Here is a 13670-nt window from a genome sequence, read left to right as displayed (position 1 = left end):
CGCCTCGAAAAATGTCAGGGTTCGGGAAAACGGAAGACGCCGGCAATACGTCGCTTCCAGCCGGGCACCAGCGCCGAGCGCACCACTGCCGCCTGTTCATAGGCATGGATGAAATGCTGTGGCCCGGCGAGAATGCCGAGATGTTTCGCCGCTGCATCGGCCCGCCAGCGGAACAGCAGCAGGTCGCCCGGCATCGCCTCTTCCATATCAGGCACCGCCGAAAAATAACGTGTCGCGGCATCCAGCAGCCGGTCCTCGCCGCCCCGCTCGGCCCAATCTGGTGTGTAGGGCGGCGGCAGTTCCGGTTCCTCGCCGTAAAGCGAGCGCCAGATGCCCCTGACAAGGCCGAGGCAATCGCAGCCAACGCCTTGCAACGACGCCTGATGCCGGTAGGGCGTGCCGATCCAGCCTTGCGCGACCGCCAGCACTTTTTCTGAGGTACTGCTCATGGAAACAGCGCCTTGCCGTCATGGGTCTGGCCGCCGCTGGCGTAGGAATAGGCGAAATCCGCCCCCGGCAGATGCGGAAAGCCACGAAAGTTCAGGTAATTGGCGAATTTCGCCTTGCAGGTCGCAAAACTCTTGTCGCAACCGGCGATGACGGAAAAAACATCACCCGGCTGCGGCGGTTGCTCCGGAGCGAGCCAAAAGGACAGAAGCGTGCCGCCATCGCGTTTCTCGTGGCCGTCGAGATCGAAACCCTTGCCGGCAAGTTGGCCGCTCAGAAACCGCAATTTCCCCCGGCTGAAGAAACCATCGGCGAAAGCGTCCAGCCCTGTTACCAGCAGGTTGCCCGCCGCGTCCATGCCCGCAACGCTGCCGGTGCCGGTAAATCGATTGAGATCGACGCCGCATCGCCGATCACCTAGGGCGGCATCGCAGCGCCGCCCATAGACCCTGCCCTGCGGCTGGGAAAGACGATGGGCGATGCTGCGCAGCTCGGCACGAAACGCCCCGCCCGCCCGTGTCACCTCGCCGATTTCGCGCATGTTCAGCAGCACATGCTGTTCCGGCACCTGCCAGTTGACGAGGTAGAGCGCCACCTGCGCACCATCGAAACGTCCGGCGGCCAGATCGCTTTCGGAAATCGCCTCACTGGAAAAGCCGCCCGTCACTTCACCCGCACTCGCGCCAAGTCCGGCCTCGCTGTCGCTGTCACTTGCACCAAAGCCGCTTGCGGCCAGATAGGCGGTACCGGCGAAGGAAAGGGTCTCGTCATGGTCGGTAAAACCGATGACCTCGCCGTCCTTCAGCGTCACTTTCCAGCAATGGCAGGTGGTCGTGGCCTCGCCCGCCAGATGTTCGGCCAAAGCGGCAGGAATGGTCTTCATGGCAGGATTTCCATCAATGGAATGGAGGGAATGCGGCCCGCCTCGAAGACGGTGAGGTTCACGTCGATGCGGTCTATTGCAAATCGCACCGGCACGTCGAATTCGAAACCGGCCCGGATTGCGGCACCGGCAGGCGGCGCCTTATCGGCGCGAAACGTCACCGTACCGGTCGCATGGTCGACCGAAAAATCCGACAAGACGGCTTTCACCCCATCGACTGAGATGATGACCGAAGCCTCGACCGGCTTCTCCACCCGCCGGGTGAAAGAACCGCCCGCATCGGCATAGGTCTTCACCAGCTGAAAAGCCGTCGTCGTGCCGTCACCGGTGCCAATCTTCTGGTCGCTTGCAGCAGGTGTCTGGCCCGGCGGACATGATTTGAAATCCACCGGGTCGCGAAACCGAAAGCCATGGAGTTCACCGCGCCGCGCCTCGAAAAAGGACAGCACCTCGTAAAGATCGGCAACGGAGCGAATGCCCGATCCTGCGTCATAGGCGCGTCTGGCATTCTTCCAACGCTGGTTGCGGTTCTCCCGCCCATTGGAAAGGTTGACGATATCGGTTCTCCTTACCGGCCCGCCGCTTACGCCAAGTGCCAGCCTCAGCGGAAACCGCACTTCATGAAATGCCGCCATGTCGTTGTTCCTGGATTCGTTTTTTGGTGGTCTGGGAAAGCTGGAAGGATCACGCTCGACACAGAGGTCGTGCAGGGAGGAGGTTCAATCCGTCACAGGCCGCGCTGGCCACGCCCGACGCTGCGCGCCAGCATGGCGGCGATCTGGCCTTCACTTTTTCTGAAGCTCGCCGCATCCGACGCCGTCACATTGAAAACGATCTGCGCGCCGCCGCCACCCGCCGGTGCGGCAACACCGAGCGCCCCATCCGAACCACGCTTCAGCGGCAGGATCGCCTCGGCACCCGCTTCGCCCATCAGGCCAAGCCCGCCGCCCATCGGGAAGAAGGCCGGGCTTGCGACCACACCGCCATCGGCAAAGGGCGTGATACTGCGTCCCGGCGCCCCGCCATCGGCAAAGGCAAACAGCGAACCGCCGCCATTCAAAAGCCCGCCCACGGCATTGCCGATCATGTTCTCAAGCGGCTTCAGCCCGGCGGAAAGCGCAATGCCGGAGAGCCGTTCGCCAAGCCCGCGCAACACGTCATCCAACCCCTTGCCGCCCGTCACCGCGGCCTGCATGGCAGAAGTCAACGCCGCCCCGAACCGCTCGGAACGCCGTTCGAGATCACCCATCACCTCCGAGAGCGCTTCCGCTTCCTCGCGACTGTCCGCAATCGATACTTCGCCTGCAATCACGCTTGCCTTTCTGATTCAAAACGGAGCCGTAGATGTTTGAATTGCCTGGTCGTTTTCACGAAAGATGCACGTCCCCCAAAATAGCAAACCACACTCACCCATCCGGAAACCGCCGCATCATCGCATCCATCGCCGGGCGGTCGAGGGTGTGGAAAGCGGGGCGGATGCCGCCGGTCATGGCAAAGAACTCCCTTGGCGTCAGCCGCCAGAAGGTTTCGGAGGAAAGCCGCAGCAGGTGGAAACCGGTGTGTATTACCGCCTCCCAGGGAAAAGGACGCGGCGTCAGATCGCCCACCTCACCTGCCGCGGCACTCAAGGGTCCGGCGGTGTGCCCCTCGAACCGGCAAAGGTGGCTGTCAGGAGATCGGCGACGATGGCGGCGTGGCCGGCAAGGCCGCCTTCCACCGTGGCTGCGGCCACGTCCTCATCGGAAAACACGTTGCCCGCGCCGCGCAGACCTGCGCCGATTACCCGTATCATATCGGTCGCCTTCATACGTCCTGCTACGAAACGTTCGGCGAGCGCGGTGAGATCATCGGCCTGAAAGGCGGTTTCGAGTTCGGCGAGAGCGCCGAGCGTCAGGCAAAGAACGCGCCTTTCGCCATCGATCAGCGCCTCGATCTCGCCGCGATGGCGGTTCGCCCGCCCGTAACGTAACCCTTGCGGCATCACAGTGCTCCGAAATTAAGGAAACCGGCCGATTCCAGCGCAGTCTCGAATTGCACTTCGCCATCGTGGCGACCGGAATATTCGAGCGCGACGATCTGGAACGGCCCGGTGATCGTGCCAAAGTCAGGAATGACGATCTGCCAGCCCGGAATGGAGCCGGCGAAAAATGCGCCACGCACCAGCGCATCGCTTGCCTGATCCTTGAAGATGCCCGACGCCGTCAGCGATGCCCGCTGCACGCCGGCGCCGGCCAGAAGCTCGCGCCAGCGCCCGGCGCTTTCGCCGTCGGTAATATCGACCGCCTGCGCGTTGAAGGCCAGACGCTTGGTTCTGAGCCCCGCCACGGTTACATAGGAGCCGGCGTTGTTGAACTTCAGCAGCAGGTCCTTGCCCTTCTGCGCCACCATGGTGTTCTCCCTCTCGTTTCGATTGATGTCGTCTCGTTTGATGTTGCCGGGTCGCAACTGGCCTGCTACCAAAAGCATTCCCGCATCTCGCACCCGCGATTTTCATCATGTCTGATGCCACCCCCTTCACGTCTCGCGCGCGCCTTATCGGCGTGCTTGCGGTTGGGCAGGTCGTCAGCTGGGGCACCGGTTTCGACATGCTGGCCATACTGGGGCCACGCATCGGACAGGAACTGGCCATCGCAAACGAGGTCGTTTTTGCCGGTCTCACCGTCATGATGACGATCAGCGCCCTCTGCGGCCCGCTTCTGGGAAGAACGCTGGTGCGCCGTGGTGCCGCCCCTGTTCTTGTGGCGGGTTCGTTGCTGTTCACGGCGGGTTTTGTCGTGCTCGCCTTTGCGGGCGGCGTGATCAGCTACGTCCTCGGCTGGGTCGTGATGGGTCTGGCCGCGACCTGCGGCCTGACGACGGCGGCCCATACGGCTGTGGTGGAACGTGTCGGCGCGGAAAGTGGCCGGTCGCTGACGCTTCTGATGGTGTTTACCGGACTTTCGGCAGCGGTTTTCCTGCCCGTCACCACCGTCGCAGATCAGCACCTGGGTTGGCGCGGCACCCTTTTGGTATATGCCTGTCTGCAAATATTCGTGCTTCTGCCACTCTATGTTTTTGTCCTTCCCGGACGAAGGACGAGCAATACTCCAGGCACGTCGAAAGGCGCTGCGGTCTCGACATCGCCTGTCGATACGCGGCGCGCCTTTCTGCTTCTGGCGGCAATGACGACGCTTAGCGCCTTCACAGCCTTTGGCTTTTCGCCGCTCCTGCCTTTGCTGCTGGTCCATGCCGGCGCATCGCAATCGCTCGCCGTGCAACTGGCAGCCGTGCGCAGCGTGCTTGCGATCATGGCGCGCGGGTTGGATTTTCTGCTTGGAAAACACGGCAATCCTTTCGTCACCTGCATGATCGGCTTAGGTATGCTGCTCGCATCCTTCGTGCTATTGCTCGTTTTTGCCCCGGCCATGCCCGCTTTCATCGGCTTCATCATTTTCTTCGGCTTTGGCGCGGGCGTGCTCACCGTCAGTCGCGCGGTGTTGCCGCTCGCAGTATTTTCACCGGAACAATATGGCCTTCAGGCCGCGCGTATCTCCCTGCCGCAGAACCTTGCGATTGCCGTGGCGCCCGTCATTTTCACGCTGGCGCTGGATCGCGGCGGGGTGGCGGCCATGCTTACCATCGCCGCCGTGCTGATCAGCATTTCGTTTCTGCTGCTGATCGTGCTTTGGCGCACCGTGCGCAAACAGAATTCCTGAACCGACCCTATTCCGTTAGCGCCCTGAAACGCATTTCTGCGAGGAAGTTCCGTGTCTTCGGCTCGCGCCGCGAACGGCTCGAGAGAAGCTGCAGATTGACGAGCGAGATACCGACAAGCGGAAGGGCGGCATCGTCGAGCAGGGTTTTCACCCGCCCGGCAATCTCACCCGCGCACCTGCGGCCATTGGCATCGCTCCAGATGTACAGCGACAGAAAATGTTCTTCGGCCTTTTCCGTCGCCGTCGAGTAATCGCGGCTTTCAAGTTCGCCGATAACGATCAAGGGCAGGATGGCGCGCGGCAAAAGCCGGTCGACGATACCGCCGGGGATAAGCGCCATCAGAGCAGCGTCGCCGGAAAGTCTTGCGAAAATCGCCTGTAGAAGCACATTTGCGGCATTCACGGGCTTTCCTCCTCACAGCGGCAGACGATGAAACGGCGGGTCTCGTCCGGATCCATCACGGCTCGGATCGCCAGAATGCGCCGTCCCTTGCGAAAGCGCATGCCGGCGGCAATGTCGCTGCGCCAGACCAGCCAGACGCGGTGGGTGATTGTTACGCCCTCAGCCGAGGCCCGCTCATGCGAGGCATTCGAAACAGGTTCGATGGCAGCCCAGAGCGAACGCAGGAAACTCCAGCTTTCCGCGGCCCCACCCTGCCCGTCCGGTACCTCACTGCGCACCTCAAGCTCCAACCGCGCCGTAAGCTTGCCGGGGTCGAGAAAAACGAGGTTCATGGCTCAGAGCCCAACACGGCAGAACGGCGACACCAGCCGCTCGTAACCGGCCGGAACCGCTGCGGGTTGATTTTCCGGAGCAACGGCACCGCGGAAGGCGAACATCTGGGCCACATGCATCAGCATGGCGCGTTTCAGCGTATCGGGCACATCGGTTCCCGCCTCACCGTAACCGGCAATGAAGTCGATCTCGATGCCGTTCATCACCCGTCCGGGTGCTGGCGGGTCGCGCAGCCACAGCCGTGCCGGGCGCGCCTCGCCGTCAAGCAATCTGTCGGCGGCTGTGATGTCGGCCGCGCGCCCTTGACCGTCAAAAACCAGAATCGTTTCGATGGTTTGCACCGGTCCCTTACCAATCAGAATCATGCCACTCGGCGGCCACCGGTCGAGATAGAGCCGCCAGGTCTGGCGTATCAGGCAAAGTCCTGTCGTACGTTCCAGATGCTCGCGGGCGGTACGGATCAGCGCAGCCAGCAGCGCATCCTCGTCGCCGCCGTCGAGACGCAAATGCGCCTTCACCTCGGCAAGCGTCAGCGGCTCCGCCTGCGGCGGATGAATGAGGGCATAGGTCATGGGGTCTCCGGGTATGGGACAGAAAGAATTTCGGCCGAAAGCGTTTGGCGAAAATGTAGCATCCGCACGCCGTCACCCCCGACTTGGTCCGGGGTGACGGGGAAGATTGTGGTCAATTCACCCCGAACTTCACCAGCTTGATCGCCTCGAAGTTCTGAACGCCGCCGCCCACGCGCTTGGTGGTGTAGAACAGCACATAGGGTTTTGCCGAATAGGGATCGCGCAGGATGCGCACGCCGGTGCGGTCCACCACGAGGTAACCGGCGCGGAAATCACCGAAAGCGATGGCGAAGCTGTTTGCCGCGACATTCGGCATGTCTTCGGCCTCCATCACGGGAAAGCCCATCAGCGAGGCGGGCTGCCCGGCGGCAGCGGGCGGATGCCAGAGATAGGCGCCGCTGGTATCCTTGAAGCGGCGCAGCGCGCCTTGCGTCTTGCGGTTCATCACGAAGTTGCCGTTCTGGCGGTGGCCTGCCTTCAGTCCATAGACGGCATCCAGCAGCACATCCATTGGCCCCGCGGAGGCGAAGCCACCCGCAACACCGGTGGCGACATAACCGATATTGCCCCAGCTCCAGCTGTCATTGGCGACGGCCGTATAGGAGAGGAAACCCTTCGGTTTGTTGGTGCCGTCGCCGGCAATGAACGCCGCTGCCTCCTGTTCTGCAAAGGCAATGTCCACTTCCGAGGCGATCCAGGCCTCGATATCCACGGCCGCATCATCCAGCAACCCCTGGGTTGCGGCAGGCATGGCGTAGAGTTCCATGGTCGGGAAGGAAAGTTCGGAGAGCTTCGGTGTCGTCGTCTCGGGGCGAGCCGCCGTTTCAGAGACCCAGCCGGTGGCAAATCCGCCCGGCGAAAACGGCTTCTTCAGCACGGCAGTGGAAACCTGCCGCACGGTCGCCAGCGACCGGATCGGTGAAATCGCCGTCATGCGGCGGCCGATCTCGCCATCCGTTTCGGTGGGCAGCAGATAACCACCATCGACGCCTGTCGATCCGGCAAAGGCCTTGGCCTCCAGATCGCGCAGCGCGCCCTCCTCACCCCGGCGGATATAGGCTTCGAAGGCGGCCTTGTGCTCATCCGTATCGAGGGAATGCGCCTGCTTGCGGCCGAGCGCCGGGCGCGCTTTCTTGAGCGCCAGATCGTCCATGATCTTGCGGTTGTCATCGAGCGCCTTGTCGATGCGGTCGAGCTTGTCGCGGGTCACGACGTCGGACCCCATCTTGCGTTCGATATCGGAAAGCCGCTGGTCGTTGGTGTCGCGGAAGGCCTCGAAGGCCTCCATGAACTCGTCGAAGGCCGCCGTCATCGTATCGGGCACGGCCTTCACCTGCGGCGCAACCGTCATTGCGGCCGGTTTTGTCATCTGGTCTGTCATGTCGCCATCCTTGTTTTCGGAAGTGTTTGGGAGGAAGTCAGCGTTTGAAGGCTGTGTCGAAAAGCGAACGCGCCGCGCGGCGCATGGTGCGCACCAGCTCGGTTTCGCGGTCGCGGAAGAAGCGGGCGTGTTTGACATCCGATACCCGCGCGGACGGCAGCATCGGAAAGGTCACCACAGAGATTTCCCAGAGATCGGCCTCCAGAATGCGCCTGACGCCAGAGCGTGCCGCCTTGCCGGAGCGCCCCTCCTTGCTGGAACGTACCGTGCGAAAACCGATCGAAAGCCCGTCCAGCGCGCCTGTCTTCATCAGCGAATGGACCTCGCGCGAACGGGCGACGCCGGGGGCGAGAACACCTTCCACGTAAAGCCCGCGCTCATCCTCGCGGATGGTGCGCCATGCGCCGATCGGCTCGGCCGGATCGTGCTGGTAGAGCATCCGGATACCGCCCGCACCGCGTTCCTCGATGGAGCGGCGGAAAGCGCCGCGCTCGATCACGTCGCGGCCGAGATCGACCTCGCCGAAGACGCTGGCATAACCGGAAAACGTGCCGTCGCCAGCTATGCCGCGCAGTTCCAGATTTGCGAATTTGCGCGTGGCGGGGCGCGGCCCGCGATAGACGTGCATGGGAAACTCCTGCGATGTGAAAATGGGGTGCCGCGTGGAGGCTAAGCGCGCGGACGGGCGTTGTAACGGTCGGCCACGCGCACCAGCAGGCCAAGCCCCCACCAGGCCACCATGCTGGCAGCGGCGGAGCCCGCCACCATGATTTCCCGGCCGGAAAGCGCGCCGGCAATCTCGAGTTGCTGCACGATCCACAGGCCCACGGGGCCGCCGAAGATCATGCCGCAGGAGACGCCGGTCACGAAACGGCTCGCCGCCTCGCGTTTGCTTTTCGGCAGGAGGTAGACGAGCGACACACCCGCGCCTGCGACGGCACCGGTGATGCGGGCGGCCCAGATGCCGCCTTCATTGGCGAATTCAGACATGGGTAATCATTCCGGTTTAGGATGTGAAAAATCGGACAGACGCGCCGCGTCGCCCGCAGGTCGGGTGTGCAGTTTCAAAACGCCATTTCGCGAGTCTTCAGAATCGCTTGAACGGCTAACCTCACAAAACGATTCCGCTGGTTCAGAAATTGGTCGAAGACGCAGCCCGGTGGCTCAAGCACGGAGGCTAATACCCCACCGCCTCCCGCTTTTCCTCGTCGGTCAAAAACGATGCTGCGCCGATCCTTGTCCACAGGGCGTCCCGCTCACCGGCAAGACCGGCGATCCTGTCAAGATCCGGTTCCAGCCGCAGCCCGGAGCCGAAAATCGGCGACAGCCAGCCGCAGAGCCGTGCCGCCGTGCGGTTGACGAGCGGCAGCACGGTGAGACGATAAAAAGCGCGGTTTGCCTCCTGGTAATTGGCATAGGTATTGTCGCCGGGAATGCCGATCAGCATCGGCGGTACGCCGAGTGCAAGCGCGATGTCGCGTGCCGCACCGTTGCGTGCTTCCAGAAAATCCATATCGCGCGGCGAAAGCCCCATGGCCTTCCAGTCGAGACCGCCTTCCAGAAGAAGCGGTCGGCCTGCATTCATCGCGCCCTGATAACCTTCCTCCAGCTCGCGCTTCAGCCGCTCATATTGCTCGGTGGAGAGATTGCCCCCCTCCTTCGGCTGATAGACCAGCGCACCGGAAGGGCGAGCGGAATTGTCGAGCAGACGTTTGTTCCACTGGCTTGCGGCATTGTGGAGATCGAGAGCCGCGCCCGCCGAAGCAAGGGGAGCGAACCCGGCCCGATCGTCCAGCGGATGAAAAAGCTTCAGGTGCAGCAGCCCCAGCCCGTCACGTTCAGCGGCAATGCGCCTGATGGCGCGGCCCTCGGCACGATAATCGTAACCCACGGGCCAGCCATCCGCGCCTTCGATGATGCTCACCCGGTCCGGCCGTAGAAGATGCAGCTCGCGCAGTCGTTCGCCGACCACTAGCGGTTCGATATAGGCGTTGCCAGCCAACATCAGATGGCCATACAGCGTCTCGAAAAAGTCCGGCCCGCCCATATGAGCGCTCGGCTTACCTAGAAGTGCGAGCAGCGAATGATCGCCGATCTCCTCATCGCCATCGTAAAGCAGCCAGCTCACTGATGCGGAGGCTTCTGCCACCATGCGGGCGGCGCGGTGCGCTACCGGGTTTTTCATGAAGCCCTCGCGGGCGAGTGCGGCATAGGAGCGGCCGGACCAGAATGCCTGCCCACCCTGCGCCGCAACCGCCATGAAGCCGCCCGCCGCTGTCTTGCGTTCAGGCACGGCTCTGCCATCCGCCGGGCGCCGCCACGGCAGGGAAAACGGAAATCGCATGGAATTGTCCTTGTTTTAATGCGGGCTCAGTTTCCCGCCAGGCCCTCATCCCTGTGCTCGTCACAGGGATTCAGCCAGCCCAAGTCTTTGGACTGAAAGCACTCTTTTCGCCGCGCAGACGCGCGTCGGCTGGATTCCTGTGACAAGCACAGGAATGAGGGTGGAGGGCCCGAGTCTTGACGAAACTTACCGGATTGGCGCTTTCACTGCCGTATCGCTGTTGAAATCAGCGGCAACCCGCGTCTCGCGCAGCGGCTTCACCGTACGCGTCGAAAGATCATAAGCGGGGTCGGCTTTGTAGGCCGCGAGCGCCGCCTCGTTTTCGAACTCGCCATAAACGATGAAATCGACCGAATTGCCCCATTGGTCCTTCTTCACATTCTCGCCGATTTCGAGCTTCAGCGAATGCGGTATGGCGGTGAGGCCGGAGAGCCCCTTGCGCACGGCGTCGCGGTTTTCCTCGGGAACGGTGAAAAAAACGATATGGCGGATCACGGTGTCACCTGTCATGCAAAATTCGAATATGGCCCTTGCGGCGCTTGCTAACGGGTTATCATCTGCCCCGCGCCGGTTCAATCCGCGCCGCCAAAAGTGCGCGATGAAATGCCCGGCCGTAGTCCCCGACAGGCCGCGCCCGGTCGCGGCCATTGATGATGGCGCGCGCACCCTCCCAATCCTCACGCTTGCCCTCGAAGACATCGGCAAGTTTCCGGCCGGTAAAGCTGCCGGCTATCATGCCGTGGATCAGGATCGCGGTTGCCACATCCGGTTCCATGGCGCGCTCGGGACGCTCCAGAAGGTCCACACCGGTCAGCTGCGACATGGCCTCGTAATTGCGGCGATGCGTCAGTTGCACGAAACCGCGCCCGAGCCAGCTTCTGCCGTCGGCGTCTGGCCGCCAATAGGGTTTGCGCACCATGGGCAGCCTGCCTGCCGCAAAGGCCCGGTCCAGCCTTGCGATCGCCTCGGCATCGTTTGCCGCCAATGTCTCGCGCACCGGCTGCATGGTCGCAGCCGTCTCGTGAAAAGTGGTGGCCAGCATGTAGGCGAGCCAGCGGGGATCACCGCCCGGCAGGGCCTTGCCGAAGCCGGCCAGGATCGCCTTCGTCCCGTCAAGCTGTGTAGCTCGCAGGCGACCACCGTAGATGGAAATTCGCACCGACGCGAAGAATCGCGCCTCGTCATAGGCCACAGCCGGCTCCTGAAAATCGTGGGCGATATCACCCTTTGTTTTTTCCACATGACGGCCGTCAGAACTAAATCGATTTGAAAAAATCCTAATCGATTTTAATCCGCTGACCGGGGTTTTGAGGTAAAAAATTCCTTGAGTTGCGGAACCTTAGCGCGCTAACTCCATTCACCGCGCACTTCCGCAGCGTTGACCATTCAAGGAGGAATGCCACCATGACAGCGACAATCCCCCAGACCGTTTATGACCGGCTCGAAAACGAGTGGCGCCAGATGCGCGAAACCGGTTCTCAGCCGAAACCCGCGCAGTCTCCGAAGAAGTAGGATCTGCCAGACGTCCGATTTTGGGCGTTAACGGCGACCCGGATTTCTTCTCCCCGCCGGGGAGAAGAACCAATATGCATCGGCTAGATAGGCAATTGGCTCTCATTCATGGGGCCAATAATCGCGGACATCACATCCCTCGCACCCTCGGCTCACTCGCCACAGTCGTCGTCAACGCCGTTATTGCCCAAACCAGCGCATCGAGCCGGTCGGGCGAGCGTCCGGATGAAAGACCGTCGGGTCCGAAATCCGCCATCTGGTCGGTTAGTTTTTCAAACCGTGCGGCGTGGCGTACCCTGCCCTGTTCGTAGAGTGCCGCCACCGGCTCGGCGCGGGTGAACTTGCCCCGGCTTGCCCGCACCAGGGTCAGCGGCAGATTGGCGTCTATGCTCTGCAACATTGCCCGCACCATCTCGCCGCCCTGATTGACTTCCGCAACCACCCGGTCGCCCTCATGACGGCGAACGGCGGCGACAACGGCCCGCGCCCAGCCGCCCGGTGTTTCACCTTCCACCGAACAATCCGCAAGCACGACCAACTTGCCTGATATGCCAAGCCCGGCCGCCACGATGCCGCAGCAGGAATTTTCACCGATACCGGCGGGCGGGTCTACCGCGACCACGATCCGCGCCAGCGACTCATGGTCGGTTTCCACAATTGCTTCCAGATCGGCACGTTTCCACAGCGCGCCTTCGCGCTCATCAATCAGTTCGCCGCCGATTTCCTGACGCCCCAGCCGCGTACCGCCGTAACGGTCGTGCATGGCTTTCAGGAAACCCGGTGAGAGATTTTGCGCATTCATCGCCGTCGGCATTTTGGCCACCCGGCTCGAAGGGTCGGCGAGAAGCGCCTTCAGGAGGGGAATGGGCCGTGGCGTCGTCGTCACCAATTGCCGTGGGGCCTCACCAAGACGCAGGCCAAATTGCAGCATGTCCCAGGTTTCCTGCGGATATTTCCATTTTCCAAGTTCATCGGCCCAAGCCATGTGAAATTGCGGGCCGCGCAGGCTTTCTGGGTCTTCCGAGGAAAACACCTGCGCCATGGCCCCGTTTGGCCAGATGAGCCGGCGGCGCGATACCTCGAAGGCGGGGCGGCAACGGCGGGCGATACGGTAGATGCCGGAAATGCCGTCGATCATCACCTCACGGGCATCCCCCAGGGTTTCCGCAACAAGCGCGATGCGCAGATCAGATTGCTTGCCGGCGGACGCAATCCTGTGCACCCATTCGGCCCCGGCGCGGGTCTTGCCGGATCCTCGCCCGCCGATCAGAAGCCACGTCCGCCAGTCACCCTCAGGCGGCTGTTGCGGCAGGTTACCGATGAAACGCCAGTCGCGCAGAAGGGTGAAGACCTGCTTTTGCAGTTGGGGTTCGCTCGAAACATCCGTCATGTGTCTGCTTCTGTAGATGCACTACGAGCCAGATCTGCCTCCAGCCTCGCGCGGCATTTCTGTTCCGCCAGTTCGTCGATGCGTTTGAGGAAATGCGCCACCGCCATTTCGTAATCTTCGGTATCGGCTTCGTCCTCGCCGGCAAGAGCTTGCCTCTCTTCTGCCAGCACCCGTTGCAGGGCATCGATCCGTTCCAGTGTGCGCACAATCAGCGAAAGCTGATCCGTTGCGGCCTTCACGTCGGCGCGCGCCTGTTTGCCCGAAGCATCCTCCACCGTTGATAAAAATGCCGCTTCGCTTGTCTGCCGCAGGTTGCGGTACATGCAGAACTGTTCGCGCATCTCCACCGTCAGCTCGTTCAGCAATTGCCGCAGATTGCCATTGCGCGCCGCATCTTCGGCAGCCAGCTTGTCGGCCCGCGATTTTATCTCGGGTGCGGCCTCCAGCCTGCCCTCGCCGCCATAGGCGCAGCTTTCCTGCCAGACGCCGTGGAGCGCCAGATCGCAATTGAGGATATTTGCCATGAGGTGGACCTGCGAGAGAAATGACGTGTCGCGGAAAAAGCATCGGTTAAACCGACCTTTGCCGCTCAGCCGCAAATCTCCGACTGTGACCTAAACCTATCAAACCATCGTCACGCTGTAAAGGATTATTTTCCTATACTTGTGATTTTTATCCTGCGAACAGGGTTTGCACCCTCGCCCGCCGCA

At 62.1% G+C, this 13670-nt stretch carries 19 protein-coding genes; 1 reads left to right on the top strand and 18 read right to left on the bottom strand.

The features are described from left to right. Nucleotides 1–14: 14 nt before the first annotated feature. From AB4Z23_RS04280 to AB4Z23_RS04250, 7 genes are all read right to left on the bottom strand, one after another. Entirely contained in the window at nt 15–449 is a 435-nt protein-coding gene (locus AB4Z23_RS04280; protein ID WP_421477960.1) for a C40 family peptidase, read from the bottom strand. Beyond that, nucleotides 446–1330, bottom strand: coding sequence for a DUF2163 domain-containing protein (locus AB4Z23_RS04275; RefSeq protein ID WP_441360005.1), 885 nt, complete (start codon nt 1328–1330; stop codon nt 446–448). Before AB4Z23_RS04275 ends, AB4Z23_RS04280 begins: the two co-directional genes overlap by 4 nt. Further along, entirely contained in the window at nt 1327–1965 is a 639-nt protein-coding gene (locus AB4Z23_RS04270) for a phage distal tail protein, Rcc01695 family (RefSeq protein WP_421477958.1), read from the bottom strand. Before AB4Z23_RS04270 ends, AB4Z23_RS04275 begins: the two co-directional genes overlap by 4 nt. A 92-nt stretch (nt 1966–2057) precedes the next feature. Beyond that, nucleotides 2058–2639 carry a phage tail tape measure protein gene (locus tag AB4Z23_RS04265; protein ID WP_111789360.1) on the bottom strand — a complete coding sequence of 194 codons (582 nt, stop codon included), beginning with the start codon at nt 2637–2639 and terminating at the stop codon, nt 2058–2060. A gap of 97 nt (nt 2640–2736) precedes the next feature. After that, nucleotides 2737–2958 carry a rcc01693 family protein gene (locus tag AB4Z23_RS04260; protein ID WP_013635743.1) on the bottom strand — a complete coding sequence of 74 codons (222 nt, stop codon included), beginning with the start codon at nt 2956–2958 and terminating at the stop codon, nt 2737–2739. Next, nucleotides 2955–3311 (bottom strand): gene transfer agent family protein, encoded by a 357-nt coding sequence (locus tag AB4Z23_RS04255; protein WP_421477957.1) that lies wholly within the window; start codon nt 3309–3311, stop codon nt 2955–2957. Before AB4Z23_RS04255 ends, AB4Z23_RS04260 begins: the two co-directional genes overlap by 4 nt. Then, a complete protein-coding gene (locus AB4Z23_RS04250) occupies nt 3311–3718 on the bottom strand; it encodes a phage major tail protein, TP901-1 family (protein WP_003512111.1) in 408 nt (135 codons plus the stop codon). The genes AB4Z23_RS04255 and AB4Z23_RS04250 overlap by 1 nt, the downstream gene beginning before the upstream one ends. A gap of 107 nt (nt 3719–3825) precedes the next feature. Here AB4Z23_RS04250 and AB4Z23_RS04245 point away from each other — a divergent pair, with 107 nt between their 5' ends. Continuing rightward, nucleotides 3826–5025 carry an MFS transporter gene (locus tag AB4Z23_RS04245; protein ID WP_162731165.1) on the top strand — a complete coding sequence of 400 codons (1200 nt, stop codon included), beginning with the start codon at nt 3826–3828 and terminating at the stop codon, nt 5023–5025. 7 nt (nt 5026–5032) lie between these two features. Here AB4Z23_RS04245 and AB4Z23_RS04240 read toward each other — a convergent pair whose 3' ends face one another. The 11 genes from AB4Z23_RS04240 to AB4Z23_RS04190 all read right to left on the bottom strand — a co-directional run bounded on the left by AB4Z23_RS04240 (nt 5033) and on the right by AB4Z23_RS04190 (nt 13484). Continuing rightward, entirely contained in the window at nt 5033–5428 is a 396-nt protein-coding gene (locus tag AB4Z23_RS04240) for a DUF3168 domain-containing protein (protein WP_441360004.1), read from the bottom strand. After that, the gene (locus AB4Z23_RS04235; protein ID WP_065658132.1) at nt 5425–5760 is read right to left on the bottom strand and encodes a phage head closure protein; all 336 of its coding nucleotides are present in this window, start codon (nt 5758–5760) and stop codon (nt 5425–5427) included. Before AB4Z23_RS04235 ends, AB4Z23_RS04240 begins: the two co-directional genes overlap by 4 nt. A 3-nt stretch (nt 5761–5763) precedes the next feature. Beyond that, nucleotides 5764–6333, bottom strand: a complete 570-nt coding sequence (locus AB4Z23_RS04230; RefSeq protein ID WP_421477956.1) for a head-tail connector protein — start codon at nt 6331–6333, stop codon at nt 5764–5766. A gap of 112 nt (nt 6334–6445) precedes the next feature. Continuing rightward, the gene (locus AB4Z23_RS04225) at nt 6446–7714 is read right to left on the bottom strand and encodes a phage major capsid protein (protein WP_065661220.1); all 1269 of its coding nucleotides are present in this window, start codon (nt 7712–7714) and stop codon (nt 6446–6448) included. 37 nt (nt 7715–7751) lie between these two features. Then, the gene (locus tag AB4Z23_RS04220) at nt 7752–8342 is read right to left on the bottom strand and encodes an HK97 family phage prohead protease (RefSeq protein ID WP_065661221.1); all 591 of its coding nucleotides are present in this window, start codon (nt 8340–8342) and stop codon (nt 7752–7754) included. 41 nt (nt 8343–8383) lie between these two features. Next, nucleotides 8384–8704, bottom strand: coding sequence for a DUF6107 family protein (locus AB4Z23_RS04215; protein WP_003512100.1), 321 nt, complete (start codon nt 8702–8704; stop codon nt 8384–8386). A 187-nt stretch (nt 8705–8891) separates the two neighbouring features. Beyond that, nucleotides 8892–10058 (bottom strand): phage portal protein, encoded by a 1167-nt coding sequence (locus AB4Z23_RS04210; RefSeq protein ID WP_421477955.1) that lies wholly within the window; start codon nt 10056–10058, stop codon nt 8892–8894. A 186-nt stretch (nt 10059–10244) separates the two neighbouring features. Beyond that, the gene (locus AB4Z23_RS04205) at nt 10245–10568 is read right to left on the bottom strand and encodes a Dabb family protein (protein ID WP_003512096.1); all 324 of its coding nucleotides are present in this window, start codon (nt 10566–10568) and stop codon (nt 10245–10247) included. Nucleotides 10569–10611: 43 nt separating this feature from the next. After that, the gene (locus tag AB4Z23_RS04200) at nt 10612–11250 is read right to left on the bottom strand and encodes a hypothetical protein (protein WP_421477971.1); all 639 of its coding nucleotides are present in this window, start codon (nt 11248–11250) and stop codon (nt 10612–10614) included. Between the two features lie 450 nt (nt 11251–11700). After that, entirely contained in the window at nt 11701–12960 is a 1260-nt protein-coding gene (locus tag AB4Z23_RS04195; protein WP_441360003.1) for a DNA-packaging protein, read from the bottom strand. Then, nucleotides 12957–13484 (bottom strand): hypothetical protein, encoded by a 528-nt coding sequence (locus tag AB4Z23_RS04190; protein WP_421477953.1) that lies wholly within the window; start codon nt 13482–13484, stop codon nt 12957–12959. The genes AB4Z23_RS04195 and AB4Z23_RS04190 overlap by 4 nt, the downstream gene beginning before the upstream one ends. Nucleotides 13485–13670 lie beyond the last annotated feature (186 nt).

Origin of the sequence: Agrobacterium sp. MCAB5 (assembly GCF_052114365.1) — a bacterium.
GTDB lineage: Bacteria > Pseudomonadota > Alphaproteobacteria > Rhizobiales > Rhizobiaceae > Agrobacterium > Agrobacterium tumefaciens.
This window is presented reverse-complemented; position numbering and strand designations above follow the sequence as displayed.